Raw genomic sequence first — 18,842 nt, 5'->3', positions numbered from 1 at the left:
TATGTTACGCGTGATAGATACAGAAACCTGCGGCCTGCAGGGCGGCGTGGTAGAGATCGCCTCGGTGGATGTCATTGACGGGCAGATTGTCAATCCGATGAGCGATCTGGTCTGCCCGGATCGCCCTATCAGTCGTCAGGCAATGATGGTGCATCGCATCACAGAAGCGATGGTGGCGGATAAACCTCCGATAGAAGCGATCATCAGCCGCTATCACGGCAGCCCGCACTATGTGGCTCATAACGCCAGCTTTGACCGCCGCATGCTGCCCGCCATGCCGGGTGAATGGATCTGTACCATGACGCTGGCGCGCAAACTGTGGCCCGGCATTAAATATGGTAATCAGGCGCTGCGGCACAGCCTGAAACTTGAGGTGACGCCGCCTGCAGACCTGCATGCACACCGCGCGCTTTATGACTGCTACGTTACCGCCGCGCTGCTGATCCGTATTATGGAGATCTCCGGCTGGAGTCCGGCGGAGATGGTAAGCCGGACTGAACCGGCTGCGCTCTCCGGCGATATCTTTCCGTTTGGCAAATATCGCGGACAGAGTATCAGCGCTATTGCGCGCCGCGATCCGGGTTATCTGCGCTGGGTACTGGACAATGTCCGCGATCTGCGCCCGCCGCTGCGGCAGGCGCTGCGTAAATATGTCAAAGACGATCAGTAATCCACCCGATCCGGCAGGCTGCCCTGCGCCAGCGCAATCAGGAACGTAAACTCCTGCGCAACGCCCTCATAGGATTTGAAGCGTCCCGACTTGCCACCGTGGCCGGAATCCATGTCGGTACAGAGCAGCAGCAGCGCGTCACTGGTTTTATATTCGCGCAGCTTTGCCACCCACTTGGCGGGCTCCCAGTACTGCACCTGTGAATCGTGCAACCCCGTGGTGATCAGCAGATGCGGATACGCCTGCGCGGTCACATTATCATAGGGGCTGTAACGGCTGATGTAGTGATAGGCGTCGGGCTGTTCCGGATTGCCCCACTCATCATACTCGCCGGTGGTTAACGGGATAGTGGGATCGAGCATGGTTGTCACCACATCCACAAACGGCACCTGCGCTACCACGCCGTGGAACAGGGTCGGTGCCATATTGACAACCGCGCCCATCAGCAGCCCGCCCGCGCTACCGCCCATGGCGTAGAGACGCTGCGGATCGCCATAGCCTTTGGCCACCAGTCCCTGCGTCACGTCGATAAAATCGGTGAAGCTGTTCATCTTATGCATCAGACGGCCGCTGTCATACCACTGCTGGCCCAGCTCGCCCCCGCCGCGGACGTGCACAATGGCATAGATAAAACCGCGCTGCAGCAGGCTGACGCGGCTGGCGCTAAAGTTCGCCTCCATTGTGCTGCCGTAGGCGCCATAGCCATAGACCAGCAGCGGATTTTTACCGCGCTGAAAATATTTCCGATGATAAACCAGCGATACCGGCACTTCGGTACCGTCGCGCGTTTTGATCCACTGGTGCTCACTTCTGTACTCATCCGGATCAAAGCCTGGTATCGGCGTCTGTTTGAGGATGCGCCGCTCCCCGGTCTCCATATTCAGTTCAAACAGCGTATCGGGCGTGGTCATCGAGGAGTAGCCGTAGCGCAGCGTATCGCTCTCCGGCGTGGGGTTAAACGCCAGCCAGGTCACATAGGCGGGATCGTCAAACGCGATACCATAGCTCTCGCCGCTGGCGCGGTTAATCTGCCGCAAAGTACTGACGCCGCGCTGGCGCTCTTCTACTACCAGCCAGCTGCGAAACAGCTGGAAATCCTCCAGAACGACGTGCTCGCGCGCCGGTATCAGCGTCTCCCAGCGCTGCTCCGCCAGCCAGGCGCTGCGGTAGAGACCGAAGTTCTTGCCGTCGCGGTTCGAGCGGATATAAAAATTGTGGTTATAGTGGTCGATGCTGTATTCGTGATCGCGCCGGCGCGGGCAGAATACCTGCGGCTGCGCGTCAGGATACTCCGCGTCCAGCAGCAGGATCTCGCTGGTGGTGGTGCTGAAGAGCGCAATCAGAATAAAGTGCTCTGACGTGGTTTTATGCACGCTAAGATGAAAGCTCTCATCCTTCTCTTCATATACCAGCTGGTCATCACTCTGCGGATGGCCCAGCTCATGGCGCCATATCTGATACGCCAGCAGCGTTTTCGGATGTTTGCGCACATAGTAAAGCGTACGCGAGTCGTTTGCCCAGGCTACGCTGGATGAGGCGTTATGTAATACTTCAGGATACCAGCTGCCGCTCTGCAGGTTACGAAAGCGGATACCATACTGACGGCGCGATAAAAAATCTTCCGCCAGTGCCATAACCTGATTGTCCGGGCTGATATCCAGCGCTCCCATGGTGTAGAAGTCGCTGTGCGCAGCGCGCCGGTTGCCGTCAAGCAGCAGCTGCCAGGGTGCGTCCGCTCCGCCCTCAACCGGCTGCCGATAAAACGCTGCATATTCGTTGCCAGCCTCATAGCGGCGCTGATAGCGAAAGCCGTTTTTCGTATAGGGCACGGAATAGTCCTGACCCGGAATACGATCGACAATCTCTTTCAGCACCTTCTCCTGCAGCGCATTCTGCGACGCCATCATCGCCCTGCCGTAGCGGTTCTCCTCCTGCAGATAGGCGAGCACGCTGGGGTCTTCACGATCGTCATCGCGCAGCCAGAAATAATCATCGGTGCGCGTATCGCCATGCAAAGTCATGACTTGCGGAATTTTTTTTGCCTGCGGCTGTTTCATAACGCGGTTTCTCCCGGAGAAATCGTTTTATGCAAGCGTGGCACCAATCAGGCGGGAATGCCAGAACTGCCGCAGGCGCAGCTGTTTCCGACCTCTCAGCCAGCAGATTCTGCGGCGATGTCTCGCTGGATCCCGTCACGAACATCCTCCGGAATATTCAGCGCATCGCCCAGCGCGGTGAGATAACTGCGCTCCATAAAGTGGTCGATATCGACAGCTGCACAGCTGAGCACGTATAGCTCCAGCGCCTCCTCTTCATTTTTTACTCCAGCCGCCAGCCACTGCGGATCGAGCGGACGCGCCATCGCCTGCTTAATCAGGCTTTCCGCCTGCGCGCCATAGCCCGCCTGCTGAATCTGTTTCTCAATTGCAGCCTGTTCAGCCTCATCGATATGACCATCACTTTTGGCAGCAAATACCAGCGCAGCGATCAGCCGTTCTGCGCGCTGGTCAGGCGGCGTTTGCTGCCCGTCAGTGCCGGATGCGGACGAATACGCTGTGCGGATACGATCTTTATATTTATTCCATAACAGCGCACCGGCTGCCGCACCGCCGCCCAGCAGCAGCGCCTTGCCGCCAAATTTTGTCAGCAGTTTACGTGACGATTTGCTGCCCGCCAGCACGCCTGCCAGTCCACCCAGTGCCCCGGGCCCCAGGAGGTCACCCAACCCGGAAGTCCCGCCCTTTTTCTTTGCCAGAACCGTCTGAAGCTGCTGCAGCCACTGATTCATTGTTTAACTCCCGTTTAAGTTAGCCCGCTTTATCCTGGCGCAACCTGCGTCAGAAAATGTCAGAGCGGGCAAAGTACGGAAAATCTTTACCGGCGTAAAACGTGAGCGCGCAAACGTTTTCGTATATACTGCCGGCGCTTTTTTGACTGCTAAGGTGACAGGTATGACAACTCTCGGAACGGCACTGCGACCCGGTGCCACGCGCGTTATGCTGCTGGGCTCAGGCGAGCTGGGTAAAGAGGTCGCGCTGGAGTGCCAGCGTTTAGGTGTGGAAGTGATCGCTGTTGATCGCTATGCCGATGCGCCGGCGATGCAGGTTGCGCATCGCAGCCACGTAATCAATATGCTGGATGGCGAGGCGCTGGCTGCACTGATCGCCCGTGAACAGCCGCACTTTGTGGTGCCGGAAATTGAGGCGATTGCCACCGATACGCTGGTTGAGCTTGAAGCCCGGGGGCAGAAAGTGGTGCCGACTGCTCGCGCTGCACGCCTGACCATGAACCGGGAGGGGATCCGTCGTCTGGCCGCCGAAGAACTGAACCTGCCCACCTCACGCTATCAGTTTGCCGACAGCCAGGCGCACTTTTTTACCGCAGCGGAAGCGATAGGGTTTCCCTGCATCGTGAAGCCGGTGATGAGTTCATCCGGCAAAGGTCAGAGCTTTATTCGCAGCGCGGACGCGCTGCAGCAGGCGTGGGATTATGCCCAGCAGGGTGGCCGTGCCGGTGCGGGCCGGGTGATTGTTGAAGGCGTGGTCAGATTCGATTTCGAAATTACGCTGCTGACGGTCAGCGCCGTTGACGGCATCCACTTCTGCGCCCCGATCGGCCATCGCCAGGAGGAGGGAGATTACCGCGAATCCTGGCAGCCGCAGCAGATGAGCGCCGCTGCCCTCGCACGGGCGCAGGAGATTGCGGCCAGCGTGGTAAACGCGCTGGGTGGATATGGCCTGTTTGGCGTTGAGCTGTTCGTTTGTGGTGATGAGGTGGTGTTCAGCGAAGTGTCGCCCCGCCCGCATGATACCGGCATGGTGACGCTGATTTCTCAGGATCTCTCTGAGTTCGCTCTGCACGTGCGGGCGTTTCTCGGGCTGCCGATCGGCAGTATTCGCCAGTATGGACCGGCGGCGTCAGCCGTGATCCTGCCGCAGCTGGAGAGTCAGGATGTGCGCTTTGCGCACGTTGATGCCGCGCTGGGCGCGGGTCTGCAGCTGCGTCTGTTTGGTAAACCGGAGATCAGCGGACAGCGGCGCCTGGGCGTGGCGCTGGCAACCGGAGAGAACACGGAAGAAGCGGTGGCGCGCGCCGTCGCCAGCGCGGCCGCGATAACTGCCGAAGGCTGACAGCGCTGGCAGCAGGTCAACGCGCCTGCTGCCAGATATCTGCTTCCCGGGCTACCGCGCGCCCGCTATCGCCTCACGCGCCAGCTGCGTGATCCGCTCCCAGTCGCCCTGCTGCAGCGCCTCATCCGGTACCAGCCACGAGCCGCCGATACACAGCACGCTTTTCAGCGCCAGATAGTCACGATAGTTTGCCGGTGAAATGCCGCCGGTCGGGCAAAACCGTACCTGCGGAAAAGGTCCGGCAAGCGCGGAAAGCGCCTTTACGCCGCCGCTGGCTTCAGCCGGGAAGAACTTGAATTCGCGCAGGCCATGATCCATACCCATCATCAGCTCTGATACGGTGCTTATCCCCGGGATCAGCGGTACCGGCCCCTCTGTTGCGGCCCGCAGCAGCGATTCGGTCAGTCCCGGGCTTATCACAAACTGCGCGCCTGCATCCGTGACCTCTTTCAGCTGTTGCGTGTTGATAACCGTACCGGCGCCCACAATCGCTTCCGGCACCTCACGAATAATGGCGCGCAGCGCATCCATCGCAACCGGCGTACGCAGCGTCACCTCCAGCACCCGGATACCGCCTGCGACCAGCGCTTTTGCCATCGGCACAGCGTGCTCAGGCTGCTTTACTACAATAACCGGCACGACCGGCCCGGTGCTCAGCACCTGCTCTGCACTTATCTTCCAGTTCTTCATGAGGTTTCCCTGGTCACCGCAGCCCCGACGGCTGCGTTCTCATCATTAGCGCTTTACCATACAAGATAAAACGGCTTTGCGTCTATGCAACACCACGTGGTGATGCTGCTGTGGACTCTCTCTGCTATGGGCGTTGGCACGCGCTGCGCAAAAAAATACCCCTGCATGGCAGAGGTATTGGTTGAGTCTGAATAGCGCATCCATACGACGGGCGATTACTCGCTAAATTCGTTCCATGAACGGCCGTCGCGGGTGATCATCGCAACGGAAGCCACCGGGCCCCAGGTGCCTGCCTGATACGGTTTAGAGGCATCGCCATCCGCATTCCAGGCCTCGATAATCGAATCCACCCAGCCCCATGCCGCTTCTACCTCATCGCGACGGACAAACAGCGCCTGAATGCCGCGCATCGATTCCAGCAGCAGACGCTCATAGGCATCCGCCAGATGTGACTGATTAAAGGTTTCTGAATAGCTCAGATCCAGCTTAGTGGTCTGCAGCTTATGCTTGTGATCCAGCCCTGGTACTTTGTTAAGGATCTCGATATCCACACCTTCATCCGGCTGCAGACGAATAGTGAGTTTGTTCTGCGGCAGTTCAGAATAGGAGTCTTTGAACAGGTTCATCTCCGGGTTCTTGAAATAGACGACGACCTCAGAGCATTTGGAAGGCAGACGTTTGCCGGTGCGCAGGTAGAAAGGTACACCCGCCCAGCGCCAGTTATCAATATCAACGCGAATAGCCACGAAAGTCTCGGTTGCGCTCTGCTTGTTAGCGCCCTCCTCTTCCAGATAGCCCGGTACTTTTTTACCCTGTACAAATCCTGCCGTGTACTGACCGCGTACGGTTTTTTCACGCACGTTGGTTTGATCGATCCGGCGCAGTGAACGCAGTACTTTTACTTTCTCATCGCGGATTGCATCTGCACTGAGATCGGAGGGCGGTGACATAGCAATCATGGTCAGTACCTGCAGCAGGTGGTTCTGAATCATGTCGCGCATCTGGCCCGCTTTATCAAAATAACCCCAGCGGCCTTCAATCCCCACCTCCTCTGCCACGGTGATCTGCACGTGGTCGATGGTGCGGTTGTCCCAGTTATTCACAAAGATTGAGTTAGCAAAGCGCAGCGCCAGCAGATTCAGCACCGTCTCTTTGCCCAGATAGTGGTCAATACGGAACACCTGGCTCTCGTCAAAGAATTTACCCACGCTGTCGTTGATTTCACGCGAGGTTTCCAGAGAGGTACCCAGCGGCTTTTCCATTACCACGCGGGCAGGTTTTGCGTTCAGCTTCGCTGCGCCAAGCCCTTCACAAATGGCACCGAACGTGCTCGGTGGCATAGCAAAGTAGTTAATGGTTACGCGCTCTTTTTGATCGAGCATTTTACCCAGTTTGGTAAAATGCGTTGTATCGTTCACATCGAGGTTACAGAAGTCGAGACGGCCGCTGAGCTTATCCCACAGCGCTTCATCAATCTTCTCTTTCATGAAGGTTTCCAGCGCCTCGCGTACCACTTTGGTATAAGCCGCTTTATCCCACTCCGCACGCCCTACTCCGATAATACGGGTGGTTTCGTGGATCTGACCAGCTTTCTCCAGCTGATACAGCGAAGGCAACAGTTTACGGCGTGCAAGATCGCCTTTGGCACCGAAAATCACCAGATCGCATGCCTGGGCTGTTTGTGTTACCGCCATTTTCCTCTCCTCGTTGCAGGATCTCCCGGATGTGCATCCTCACCATCCCGGACCTTTATTGTCATGTTCTTACGGCACAATGTACTTTTTTCGCCGCGCCAGGACAAGCGAGCGTCCCGCTGTTCATCGCGACGTCGCGTAACCAACAGGCCGGCGTCCCTGACCAGGGTTTACGTCAGTCATTACAGACGGGGCCTGCAGAAGTATGACAAAGAATTCAGCTTCGCATTTATCTGCCGCTGCGCGAAGGCGTGCTTCACAGAGCAAATTTTTACTAAATCATGGTGATGTAAGCGCTTTCATGTCTGTGCGGTGCCGTTCGGGCGCATTTTAGCTCTGCTATGCAGCCGTGTTATACCGATGCTAAAAATGCGCAAGCAAAACCGGGGTTATCCTGTGCCGCGTTTTAGCGTGATAGATCGCTCCGCACTTTGACAAAGCAGACCCATCTTAACAGGGTCAGACATTTGGTGTACCTTAGGTGTAAGCGTTTACCTGGCGTTAATACTTCAAGCCCTTTTGCGTCAACACCCTGGAAGCAGTATCAATAGCCAAACAGAGACACGCGCATTGTAAATTTAATGCCAATCAATCAGATAGAATAAAAGGATCACCGAATGACCAGCCCTACAGCTTTCATCTCAAAATCCCCGTCACGTCGTCTCAGAAGAACCAAGATTGTTACTACCCTCGGCCCGGCAACCGACCGCGACAATAACCTTGAAAAAATCATCGCGGCAGGCGCTAACGTAGTACGCCTTAATTTCTCCCACGGCACGCCCGAAGATCACCAGCAGCGCGCCGATCGCGTACGTCAGATAGCCGCCAAGCTGGGGCGTCACGTGGCGATTCTCGGCGACCTGCAGGGGCCAAAAATCCGCGTCTCTACGTTTAAAGAAGGGAAAGTATTTCTCAGCGTCGGCGATCGTTTTCTGCTTGATGCGAACCTGAGCAAAGGTGAAGGCGACAAAGAAAAAGTCGGCATCGATTACAAAGGATTGCCGGAAGATGTCGTGCCGGGCGATATTCTGCTGCTCGATGATGGCCGCGTACAGCTGAAGGTGCTGGAGGTGCAGGATGTGAAAGTCTTCACTGAAGTTACCGTCGGTGGTCCGCTCTCTAATAACAAAGGTATCAACAAGCTGGGCGGCGGCCTCTCTGCCGAAGCGCTGACTGAAAAAGATAAGCTGGATATCGTCACGGCGGCAAAAATCGGCGTTGATTATCTGGCGGTGTCATTCCCGCGCAATGGCGAAGATATGAACTACGCCCGTCGTCTGGCTCGCGACGCCGGCTGTGATGCAAAGCTGGTGGCCAAAGTGGAGCGCGCAGAAGCGGTTGCGACACAGGAAGCAATGGATGATATTATCCTCGCGTCTGACGTTGTTATGGTGGCGCGCGGCGATCTGGGCGTTGAAATCGGCGATCCGGAACTGGTTGGTATTCAGAAAGCGCTGATCCGTCGCGCCCGTCAGCTGAACCGCACCATCATTACCGCCACGCAGATGATGGAATCGATGATCACCAATCCCATGCCAACCCGTGCGGAAGTGATGGATGTGGCCAACGCCGTACTGGATGGTACTGACGCCGTGATGCTGTCAGCGGAAACCGCAGCCGGGCAATATCCGGCGGAAACCGTTTCTGCGATGGCGAAAGTCTGCCTCGGCGCTGAAAAGATCCCAAGCGTAAACGTCTCCAAACATCGCCTGGACGTACAGTTTGATAACGTCGAAGAAGCGATCGCGATGTCAGCTATGTATGCGGCAAACCATCTGCAGGGTGTTTCTGCCATTATTACCATGACCGAATCAGGCCGTACCGCGCTAATGACGTCACGTATCACGTCAGGTTTGCCGATTTTTGCGATGTCGCGCCATGAGCGTACGCTGAACCTGACCGCTCTCTATCGCGGCGTGACGCCGGTCTATTTTGACAGCAACAACGACGGTGTGGCTGCCGCCCACGACGCGGTAAATCTGCTGCGCGATAAAGGTTTCCTCGTCTCCGGCGACCTGGTGATTGTCACCCAGGGCGATGTGATGGGCGCAACCGGTACCACCAACACCAGCCGCGTGCTGCGCGTCGACTAACGCCGACGCGTTACGCGTAGCGGCTGTAAAAATGGACAAACGCGACTGCTCTGGCGGTCGCGTTTTATTTTGCATTTTCAGGGAGGCTTGATGGCCCGCTACCAACCTATTGCCCGCTTAACCGGACGTACGCTGCTGTTTCCACTGGCGCTGGTCCTGTTTGAGTTCGCTACTTATATCGCTCATGACATGATCCAGCCCGGCATGCTGCTGGTCACGCAGGAGTTTGCCGTCGGCCCGCAGTGGGTCTCCACCTCTCTGACTGCCTATCTGATGGGCGGCGTGGTGCTGCAGTGGCTGCTGGGCCCGCTATCAGATAAGTATGGCCGGCGTCCGGTATTGCTTTCCGGCATCCTGTTTTTTGTGCTGGCCTGCATCCTTACCACCTGGGTCAGCACAATTGAGCAGTTTGTCACGCTGCGCTTTGTTCAGGGCATCAGCCTCTGCTTTATTGGCGCCGTCAGCTATGCGGCGGTGCAGGAAGCGTTTGAAGAGGCGCTCGCGGTGCGGGTAATGGCTCTGATGGCGAATGTGGCGCTGCTGGCGCCGCTGGCCGGTCCGCTGGCCGGGGCGGCATGGCTTACCGCAGGCAGCTGGCGCAGTATGTTCTGGCTGTTTGCGATCTGCAGCGTGATAGCGTTTATTTTACTGTGGCGCATCATGCCGGAAACGGCAGGCGATCGCAGTCGCTCCGTAGCGCTGCCGGTGCTGGCGCGCGGCTATGGCCGGCTGGCACGTGACAAACAGGTGATGTACGGTTCCTTTGCTATCGGCCTGGTGTTTATTCCCATTCTAACGTGGGTGGCGCTGTCTCCGGTGATCCTTATGCACGATGAGGGCCTGTCGCGCATGCATTATGCCCTGCTCCAGCTGCCGGTGTTTCTGGCTATGATTGCCGGCAATCTGACGCTGGGCAAACTGGCAGGCCGCGTACCGATTGAACAGCCGGTAAAACTGGCCGCCTGGCCCATCTTAATCGGACTCGGCATTGCGCTGATTGCCAACCTGATGAACAGTCATACTTACCTGCTGTTAACCGCCGGACTCAGTCTCTACGCGTTCGGGGCTGGCATGGTGAATGCCGGTCTCTATCGCCTGACGCTTTACGCCAGCAGTGAAGGCAAAGGCAGTATTGCCGCTATGCTGGGAATGATCAGCATCCTGACGCTGGCAGCGGGCATTGAGCTGGCTAAAGCGGGCTATTTTCACGGGGGGACGCCGTGGTTCAGTACGCTGAATTTTGCTGCGGGTCTGCTGTGGTTTGTGCTGGTTACGCTGTTTCTGCGTGAGCGCAGACGACTGAGCAGGGTCGAAGAGGTCGTATAACCGTGCGCTGCCGCTACGCACTGCGGGTAGCGGCAGCATACAGAATCACTTACGCGGATAGAGATCTTTACGCCGGTAAGGCTCGATATCCCCCTCTTTACGCGTTTTCAGCAGCTTCAGGATCCAGGTGTATTGCTCCGGATGCGGCCGCACAAAAATCTCCACTTCTTCATTCATACGGCGTGCCAGCCTGGTGTCATCCGCATCCACCAGATCGTCCATCGGCGGCCGCACGTAGATCTCCAGGCGGTGCGTTTTACTGTTGTATACCGGAAACAGCGGCACTACCCGCGCCCGGCAGACTTTCATCAGTCGTCCCACTGCCGGCAGCGTAGCCTTGTAGGTTGCAAAGAAATCGACAAACTCGCTGTGCTCAGCACCGTGATCCTGATCCGGCAGATAGTAGCCGTAGTAGCCCTGACGCACTGAGGCGATAAAGGGCTTAATCCCGTCGTTGCGCGCATGCATACGGCCACCAAACCGGCGGCGTACGGTGTTCCACAGATAATCCATTAGCGGATCGCTCTGATTGTGAAACATCGCTGCCATCTTCTGCCCTTCCGACGCCAGCAGCATGGCGGGGATATCCACGCCCCAGCCGTGCGGCACCAGGAAGATCACATTCTCATTGTTATTCTGTAAGTCAGTAATAATTTCACGGCCGTGCCACTCTACCCGCTGGCGCACCCGCTCCGGGTTGCGCATGCCGAGTTCTGCCATCATCGCCATCGCCTGCGGCGCGGTAGCAAACATGCGGTCAGCAATCTCTTCGCGCTGCGCTTCACTCAGTTCCGGCAAGCAGTAATAGAGATTGATCAGCGCACGACGCCGCGCACTTTTTGCCAGCTTACCGGCAAAGGTGCCTAAGCTACCCAGTAAAGGATCGCGCAGGCGTGGCGGCAGCATTGCCATGCCCGCCAGCGCACCAACCGCCAGCCAGCTTCCCCAGTATTTAGGTTTTAAAAAAGAACGTTGAAAAACGGGAATAAACTCGCTGTTATTTTTTTTTCGGGTTTCCATGCACTCGCCTCTGACAATGACGGCTCAATAATAGTGACGGCAGCTATTTTTGCAATCTTCACGCGCCTGAAAGCAAAAAACCGACGAATTAATCGTCGGTTTAACGTTTATTCGCCGCCGGACTTTTACAGCGCCAGCTGCGGCAGCCAGGTTTTAACCTGTGCAAGGTAGGTACTGCGATCTTTCCCGGTCAGCCCTTCCATACGCGGCATTTTCGCCGTCAGCGGGTTAACAGCCTGATTATTAATCCACACCTCGTAATGCAGGTGAGGACCGGTTGAGCGCCCGGTATTACCCGAGAGCGCGATGCGATCGCCGCGTTTAACTTTCTGCCCCGGCTTTACCAGCGCACGGCTCAGGTGCATATAGCGGGTCATATACTGACGGCCGTGACGAATCGCCACGTAGTTGCCCGCAGCCCCGCCGTTTTTAGCCACCACCACTTCGCCATCGCCGACGGCCAGCACCGGCGTCCCCACCGGCAGCGCAAAGTCGACGCCTTTATGCGGTGAGATGCGCCCGGTTACCGGGTTGAGGCGGCGCGGGTTAAAGTTTGAAGAGACGCGATACTGCTTAACCGTTGGAAAGCGCATAAAGCCTCGCGCCAGACCCGAACCGCTGCGATCGTAGAACTTGCCATCTTCCGCGCGGAAGGCGTAGTAATCTTTGCCGCCGCTGCGCACGCGCACGCCCAGCAGCTGGCTCTGGGCACTTTTGCCATCCAGCATCTCGCGCGACATCAGCACGCTGAACTCATCGCCCGAACGCAGTTTGCGAAAATCCATCTGCCACTGCATCGCTTTAATGACGTTGCTGGTTTCAGCGCTGCTCAGACCGGCACGCTGCGCACTGGCAGCAAAGCTGCCGCGCACTTCCCCTTTCAGCACGCTGTTTTGCCATTCGCCTTTTTGCATCTCCTGCTGCATGCTGAAGCTGCCATTTGGCTGACGCGCATAGGTACGGGTTTCACGGCGGTTGATTTCCCAGCTAAACGCCTGCAGCTGCCCTTCTGTATCCAGCGTCCAGCTCAGCTGCTGGCCCACCTGCAGATTGCGCAGCGCTTTATCACTGGCGACCAGCGCATTGATGTCGCTGAGATCGATGCCATACTGATTCAGCGCGCTGCTTAATGTATCGCCAGATGAAATGGTGTAGTCATGCTGATCGGGATTGTCAGGCACATCTTTGTCGATATCGTCCGCCGGCAAATCCTCTTCAGGTTCGGCCGTGGTTTGATCGATAGGCTCGCTGGCTTCCGGCAGCAGAGTGCGCAATGCGTTTTTATCCAGCGCAATCTCTTTGACAATCGGCGCAACGTCATGGGGATGATAGACATACGGCCGCCAGACAGCGACGGCCAGTGTGACAACGGTTAATGACCCCAGCATAACGCGGTGGGGGCGCGGCAAATTATTAAATGCGAGGGCGACAGAGCGGGCTATCTGCTGCACTTTTATCTTTTCCTCTATGCTCCATTCAGGCAGCTCGCATACTGGCTCGACAGCTGTGAGAGGAATTTCACATAACTGTCTTTGGTTAAGCTGATCCCCATGCCTAATGGATCCAGCGTGCCTTTGCGTACGCTGGTGCCACGTGACACGGCATCGATGACCGCCGGCCTGAATTGTGGCTCAGCAAAAACGCATACGGCTTTTTGCTCAACCAACTGTGTTCGTATTTGATGTAAACGCTGAGCGCCAGGCTGGATTTCAGGATTGACGGTAAAATGCCCCGCGGGGGACAAACCGTAGTGTTTCTCAAAATAGCTATACGCGTCGTGAAAAACGAAATAACCCTTGTTCCGCACCGGCGCAAGCTGCGCGCCAATGTGTTTGTCCGTCTCGGCCAGTGCTGCTTCAAACTGCTGCAGATTGGCGTCAAGTTTGGCTTTGCTTTCGGGCATAAGTTCCAATAATTTTCCGTGGATTGCAACAGCGGATTCTTGTGCAATCTTCGGTGACATCCACAGATGCATGTTATATTCACCATGATGATGGTGAGTATGAGAGGAGTCCTGATCTTCGGACTTATCTGAGGCGTGCCCTTCTTCGTGCTCATCCTCATCTTCTCCGCCCCGAATCAGCTGAGATTTCACCGCCGGCAGCGCGGCGATTTCCAGGTTCCTGCTGGCGGGCAGAGCGGCGGCAGGTTTGGTCAGGAAAGCCTCCATTTCAGGCCCGACCCAGATGACTAAGTCCGCGTTTTTAATGCGTTTTACATCAGAAGGACGGAGTGCGTAATCGTGTTCCGAGGCGCCATCCGGCAGCAATACTTCAACCGGCGTAATGCCTTCTGAAATCGCAGCTGCGATAAATCCTAACGGTTTGATTGACGTGACGACCGCTGAGTGGGCCGGAAGCGCAAGCGCGGCTAAAATGGCAGTGGCAGAAAGGTTAAAAAACAGGCGCTGCTTATTGTGTAACATAATGCGTCATTCCATCGTGACTGGGTGATGGAATGTGATATTATAACATTCTAATTTCAATGCAACCCGTAAATTATATGTCTTCACTTGTTACACTTGACGATATTTCAGTGACCTTTGCCCAGCGCCGTGTGCTGGCAGGTATCTCGCTGACGCTTCAGCCTGGTAAAATTCTGACCCTGCTGGGCCCTAACGGCGCCGGCAAGTCAACGCTGGTGCGAACGGTTTTAGGTCTGCTGACGCCGGACCGCGGCAGCGTACAGCGCGCGCCGGGTCTGCGTATTGGCTACGTGCCGCAAAAATTGCATATCGATCCCACGCTGCCGGTTACCGTAGAACGCTTTATGCGTCTGACAGGCGGCAGCAGGCGTGCCGATATCCTGCCGGCGCTGAAGCGCGTACAGGCCGGGCATCTGCTGCAGGCGCCGCTGCAGAAACTCTCCGGTGGTGAAACGCAGCGCGTATTGCTGGCGCGCGCCCTGCTGAACCAGCCGCAGCTGCTGGTGCTGGATGAACCGACCCAGGGCGTTGATGTAAACGGTCAGGTGGCGCTTTACGATTTAATCGATCAGCTGCGACGCGAACTTAACTGCGGCGTGCTGATGGTCTCACACGATCTGCATCTGGTGATGGCGAAAACCGACGAAGTGCTGTGCCTTAACCACCATATTTGCTGTTCCGGTACGCCGGAAGCGGTGTCGCAGCATCCTGAGTTTATCGCCATGTTTGGTCCGCGCGGCGCACAGCAGCTGGCCATTTACCGGCATCAGCATAACCATCGTCACGACCTACAGGGACGTATCGTTTTACGCAAAGGAAACAGCCCGTCATGATTGAATTATTACTTCCCGGCTGGCTCGGCGGCGCGCTGCTGGCGCTGGCGGCCGGACCGCTCGGCTCATTTGTGGTCTGGCGCCGCATGTCCTACTTTGGCGATACCCTGGCGCACGCCTCGCTGCTGGGCGTGGCTTTTGGCCTGCTGCTGAACGTTAACCCTTACTACGCGGTTATCCTGGTGACAATCTGTCTGGCGCTCGGCCTGGTATGGCTGGAACGTCGCCCGCATCTGGCCATTGATACGCTGTTAGGGATTATGGCGCACAGCGCGCTTTCACTTGGTCTGGTGGTGGTCAGCCTGATGCAGGGAGTCCGCGTTGATCTTATGGCCTACCTGTTTGGTGACCTGCTGGCGATTACGCCAGACGATCTCTGGCTGATGGGCGGCGGCGTTGCCATTGTACTGGTGGTAATGGCGTGGCAGTGGCGCGCCCTGCTCTCTATGACCATCAGTCCGGAGCTGGCGCAGGTTGACGGCGTGAATATTCAGCGTACCCGGCTGATGCTGATGCTGGTGACCGCCCTGACGATTGGCGTCGCAATGAAGTTTGTCGGCGCGCTGATTATTACCTCACTGCTGATTATCCCTGCCGCAACGGCGCGCCGCTTTTCGCGCTCTCCGGAACAGATGGCGGGCTGTGCAACGCTCGCCGGACTGATCGCCGTGACCGGTGGCCTGACGTTCTCCGCCACCTATGATACCCCTGCCGGACCTTCTGTGGTGCTCTGCGCCGCCGTGCTGTTTATACTCAGCATGATAAAAAAACCGGCTGTCTGAGTTATCCGTTCAGCCATGCAAAACGGGCACCTGAGGTGCCCGTTTTTTGTCTGCCTGCGTGCTGCACCCTATTCTTCGCGCACGATATCAAAGTGCCGGTAAGCGTGCTGCGTTGCCATACGGCCGCGCGGCGTACGCTGAATAAATCCCTGCTGGATCAGGAAAGGCTCTATAACATCCTCGATCGTTTCGCGCTCTTCGCCTATTGCTGCCGCCAGGTTATCCAGCCCTACCGGGCCACCCATAAACTTATCGATAATCGCCAGTAGCAGCTTGCGGTCCATGTAATCAAAACCCTGCGTATCGACATTCAGCATATCCAGCGCGCTGGCCGCCACGTCACCGCTCATGTTGCCTGCGGCACGGACATCGGCAAAATCACGCACGCGGCGCAGCAGGCGATTAGCGATACGCGGGGTGCCGCGTGCGCGACGGGCCACTTCCAGCGCGCCCTCTTCACTCAGCGTCAGACCGAGACAGGCCGCGCTGCGGCTGACAATATGCTGCAGATCCGGCACGTTATAGAACTCAAGCCGCTGGACAATGCCGAAACGATCGCGCAGCGGGGAGGTCAGCGACCCGGCGCGCGTCGTCGCGCCAATCAGGGTAAACGGCGGCAGATCGAGCTTGATTGAGCGGGCGGCCGGCCCCTCACCGATCATGATATCCAGCTGATAATCTTCCATTGCCGGATAGAGCACCTCTTCCACTACCGGGGAGAGACGGTGGATCTCATCAATAAACAGGACGTCGTGCGGTTCGAGATTGGTGAGCATCGCCGCCAGATCGCCCGCTTTCTCCAGCACCGGCCCTGACGTCGTGCGCAGATTGACGCCCATCTCATTCGCCACGATATTCGCCAGTGTGGTTTTCCCCAGCCCAGGCGGGCCGAAAATCAGCAGATGGTCAAGTGCATCGCCGCGCAGCTTTGCCGCCTGGATAAAGATCTCCATCTGTTCGCGCACCTGCGGCTGACCGACATACTCCGCGAGCAGCTTCGGGCGAATAGCACGATCCAGGCTCTCTTCTTCATTATATGAACTGCCCGAGACCAGGCGATCGGCTTCAATCATGTGTTACCTCAGATAGCTGCACGCAGCGCTTCGCGGATCAGGGTTTCGCAGTCTGCGTCAGGTTTGCCCACTTTGCTGATCATGCGGCTGGCTTCCTGCGGTTTATATCCCAGCGCCACCAGCGCAGCAGCCGCTTCTGCTTCAGCGTCGTTGTTCTCCGGCGCGGCCGCTGGCGTTGTCAGCGTAAAGGCTGAGTCGCCGCCAAAGAGATCGCCATGCATGCCTTTAAAGCGATCTTTCATCTCAACCACCAGGCGCTCAGCGGTTTTTTTGCCGACACCCGGCAGCTTCACCAGCGAGGCGACCTCTTCACGCTCAACAGCGGTCACAAACTGCTGCGCTGACATGCCCGATAGGATCGCCAGCGCCAGCTTGGGGCCAACGCCGTTGACTTTGATCAGCTCGCGAAAGAGCGCGCGCTCCTGTTTGCTGTTGAAACCAAACAGCAGCTGGGCATCTTCACGCACCACGAAATGGGTGAAAATGACCGCCTCCTGGGCGATCTCCGGCAGCTCGTAGAAGCAGGTCATTGGCATATGCACTTCATAACCGACGCCGTGCGCTTCAAGCAGCACCAGCGGCGGCTGTTTTTCCAGAATGTTGCCTCGTAAACGACCAATCACCTGAGCAATTCCTTAATCTGTGAGTAAGCGGTGCAGGGTATTCCCTGTGACCAGCGCAGCCGCTGGCGGTGTGATAGCGGCTATGTATAACATAAAAAAGGCTGGATGCATATCCAGCCTGTTAGCGCGTCTGATGGCAGCTTAACCCGAGCGCAGCCGCCCGCGCGTCATCACCAGTTTGCTGTCGCTCATGCGCGCCGCATTCTGGCTAACGTGGCAGTGGGTGATGGCGATAGCCAGCGCATCTGCCGCATCCGCCTGCGGGTTGGCCGGCAGTTTCAGCAGCGTGCGGACCATATGCTGCACCTGGCTCTTCTCCGCCCCGCCGGTTCCGGTAACCGTCTGTTTGACCTGCCGCGCCGCATATTCAAACACCGGCAAATCGGCATTGACCGCGGCCACAATCGCTGCGCCGCGAGCCTGGCCAAGTTTCAGTGCCGAATCCGCATTTTTCGCCATAAACACCTGCTCAATCGCAAAGTAGTCAGGCGAAAACTGCGTGATGATTTCGCAGACGCCGGCATAAATCAGCTTCAGGCGTCCCGGTAAATCGGTCACGTTGGTGCGGATACAGCCGCTGCCCAGGTAGCTCAGCTGACGGCCGGTCTGACGGATAACGCCGTAGCCGGTAATGCGCGAGCCGGGGTCAATCCCGAGAATAATCGCCACAGCACGCCTCCGGTTGCCGGAAAAATAACCACGCCATTACAGCGTTTCCGCCACCTCGTCAGAGATCTCACCGTTGTGATAAACCTCCTGCACGTCGTCGCAATCTTCCAGCATATCGATCAGCCGCAGCAGTTTTGGTGCCGTTTCTGCATCCAGTTCCGCTTTGGTTGACGGGATCATGGAGACTTCAGCGCTGTCAGCTTTCAGACCGCCCGCTTCCAGCGTATCACGCACGTTGCCCAGCTCTTCCCACGCTGTGAAGACATCGATGGCACCGTCATCATAGCTCACCACATCTTCCGCACCCGCTTCCAGTGCTGCTTCCATCACCGCATCTTCATCCTGACCCGGAGCAAAGGAGATCACTCCTTTTTTGCTGAAGAGATAGGAGACAGAGCCGTCAGTGCCCAGATTACCGCCGGTTTTGGTGAAGGCGTGGCGCACTTCTCCGACGGTACGGTTACGGTTGTCACTCAGGCATTCGATCATTACCGCAGAGCCGCCCGGACCGTAGCCTTCATAAATGATGGTTTCCATATTGGAATCATCTTCGCCGCCGACGCCGCGTGCAATGGCGCGGTTCATTGTGTCGCGCGTCATGTTATTTGAGAGCGCTTTATCCATCGCTGCGCGCAGACGCGGGTTAGAACCTGCATCGCCGCCGCCCAGCTTCGCGGCAGTGACCAGCTCGCGAATGATTTTAGTAAAGATCTTGCCGCGCTTGGCGTCCTGCGCCGCCTTACGATGTTTTGTGTTCGCCCATTTACTGTGACCAGCCATCTTACATTTTCTCCGATCTTTTACAGGGTGCAGG

At 57.1% G+C, this 18,842-nt stretch carries 17 protein-coding genes; 6 read left to right on the top strand and 11 right to left on the bottom strand.

What is annotated here, in order from left to right:
- Nucleotide 1 precedes the first annotated feature (1 nt).
- Complete coding sequence (gene exoX, locus FS690_RS02285; RefSeq protein WP_071668880.1) at nt 2-670, top strand: exodeoxyribonuclease X; 669 nt, start codon at nt 2-4, stop codon at nt 668-670.
- Here exoX and FS690_RS02280 read toward each other — a convergent pair.
- Nucleotides 664-2,727 (bottom strand): prolyl oligopeptidase family serine peptidase, encoded by a 2,064-nt coding sequence (locus FS690_RS02280; RefSeq protein WP_145339018.1) that lies wholly within the window; start codon nt 2,725-2,727, stop codon nt 664-666. The two genes, exoX and FS690_RS02280, sit on opposite strands and share 7 nt — an antisense overlap.
- 95 nt (nt 2,728-2,822) lie before the next feature.
- Entirely contained in the window at nt 2,823-3,458 is a 636-nt protein-coding gene (locus FS690_RS02275) for a tellurite resistance TerB family protein (RefSeq protein WP_108569389.1), read from the bottom strand.
- Between the two features lie 163 nt (nt 3,459-3,621).
- Between FS690_RS02275 and purT the strand changes: the two genes are divergently transcribed.
- Nucleotides 3,622-4,800, top strand: a complete 1,179-nt coding sequence (gene purT, locus FS690_RS02270) for a formate-dependent phosphoribosylglycinamide formyltransferase (RefSeq protein ID WP_071668882.1) — start codon at nt 3,622-3,624, stop codon at nt 4,798-4,800.
- 51 nt (nt 4,801-4,851) lie between these two features.
- Here purT and FS690_RS02265 read toward each other — a convergent pair whose 3' ends face one another.
- Both FS690_RS02265 and zwf read right to left on the bottom strand, forming a co-directional pair.
- A complete protein-coding gene (locus FS690_RS02265; protein WP_094111070.1) occupies nt 4,852-5,490 on the bottom strand; it encodes a bifunctional 4-hydroxy-2-oxoglutarate aldolase/2-dehydro-3-deoxy-phosphogluconate aldolase in 639 nt (212 codons plus the stop codon).
- 215 nt (nt 5,491-5,705) lie between these two features.
- Entirely contained in the window at nt 5,706-7,184 is a 1,479-nt protein-coding gene (gene zwf / locus FS690_RS02260) for a glucose-6-phosphate dehydrogenase (protein WP_071668883.1), read from the bottom strand.
- Between the two features lie 617 nt (nt 7,185-7,801).
- Here zwf and pyk point away from each other — a divergent pair.
- Together pyk and FS690_RS02250 are read left to right on the top strand one after the other, a co-directional pair.
- Nucleotides 7,802-9,277, top strand: coding sequence for a pyruvate kinase (pyk, locus tag FS690_RS02255; RefSeq protein WP_052246499.1), 1,476 nt, complete (start codon nt 7,802-7,804; stop codon nt 9,275-9,277).
- Between the two features lie 90 nt (nt 9,278-9,367).
- Complete coding sequence (locus FS690_RS02250; RefSeq protein ID WP_039384873.1) at nt 9,368-10,603, top strand: MFS transporter; 1,236 nt, start codon at nt 9,368-9,370, stop codon at nt 10,601-10,603.
- 45 nt (nt 10,604-10,648) lie between these two features.
- Here the strand turns inward: FS690_RS02250 and lpxM are convergent, their stop codons facing one another.
- The 3 genes from lpxM to znuA all read right to left on the bottom strand — a co-directional run bounded on the left by lpxM (nt 10,649) and on the right by znuA (nt 14,048).
- Entirely contained in the window at nt 10,649-11,623 is a 975-nt protein-coding gene (gene lpxM / locus FS690_RS02245; protein ID WP_108569391.1) for a lauroyl-Kdo(2)-lipid IV(A) myristoyltransferase, read from the bottom strand.
- A gap of 125 nt (nt 11,624-11,748) precedes the next feature.
- Entirely contained in the window at nt 11,749-13,074 is a 1,326-nt protein-coding gene (gene mepM, locus FS690_RS02240; protein WP_145339017.1) for a murein DD-endopeptidase MepM, read from the bottom strand.
- Nucleotides 13,075-13,088: 14 nt separating this feature from the next.
- Entirely contained in the window at nt 13,089-14,048 is a 960-nt protein-coding gene (znuA, locus tag FS690_RS02235) for a zinc ABC transporter substrate-binding protein ZnuA (protein WP_108569392.1), read from the bottom strand.
- A 77-nt stretch (nt 14,049-14,125) separates the two neighbouring features.
- On the opposite strand from znuA, the gene znuC reads away from it, so the two are divergent.
- Complete coding sequence (gene znuC / locus FS690_RS02230) at nt 14,126-14,881, top strand: zinc ABC transporter ATP-binding protein ZnuC (protein WP_039385977.1); 756 nt, start codon at nt 14,126-14,128, stop codon at nt 14,879-14,881.
- Nucleotides 14,878-15,663, top strand: a complete 786-nt coding sequence (gene znuB / locus FS690_RS02225; RefSeq protein ID WP_039384882.1) for a zinc ABC transporter permease subunit ZnuB — start codon at nt 14,878-14,880, stop codon at nt 15,661-15,663. Before znuC ends, znuB begins: the two co-directional genes overlap by 4 nt.
- A 68-nt stretch (nt 15,664-15,731) precedes the next feature.
- Here znuB and ruvB read toward each other — a convergent pair whose 3' ends face one another.
- The 4 genes from ruvB to FS690_RS02205 all read right to left on the bottom strand — a co-directional run bounded on the left by ruvB (nt 15,732) and on the right by FS690_RS02205 (nt 18,808).
- A complete protein-coding gene (gene ruvB, locus FS690_RS02220; protein ID WP_065649104.1) occupies nt 15,732-16,736 on the bottom strand; it encodes a Holliday junction branch migration DNA helicase RuvB in 1,005 nt (334 codons plus the stop codon).
- Between the two features lie 8 nt (nt 16,737-16,744).
- Nucleotides 16,745-17,359, bottom strand: coding sequence for a Holliday junction branch migration protein RuvA (ruvA, locus tag FS690_RS02215; RefSeq protein ID WP_145339016.1), 615 nt, complete (start codon nt 17,357-17,359; stop codon nt 16,745-16,747).
- Between the two features lie 141 nt (nt 17,360-17,500).
- Nucleotides 17,501-18,028 carry a crossover junction endodeoxyribonuclease RuvC gene (gene ruvC, locus FS690_RS02210; protein ID WP_039384890.1) on the bottom strand — a complete coding sequence of 176 codons (528 nt, stop codon included), beginning with the start codon at nt 18,026-18,028 and terminating at the stop codon, nt 17,501-17,503.
- 36 nt (nt 18,029-18,064) lie between these two features.
- Nucleotides 18,065-18,808 (bottom strand): YebC/PmpR family DNA-binding transcriptional regulator, encoded by a 744-nt coding sequence (locus FS690_RS02205; RefSeq protein ID WP_039384891.1) that lies wholly within the window; start codon nt 18,806-18,808, stop codon nt 18,065-18,067.
- Between the last annotated feature and the right edge of the window lie 34 nt (nt 18,809-18,842).

The sequence above is a fragment of the Pantoea sp. PSNIH1 genome (assembly GCF_007680655.1).
Lineage (GTDB): Bacteria > Pseudomonadota > Gammaproteobacteria > Enterobacterales > Enterobacteriaceae > Pantoea > Pantoea eucrina.
Note: the sequence above shows the minus strand (reverse complement) of the source record. Positions and strands in the feature narration are given on the sequence as shown.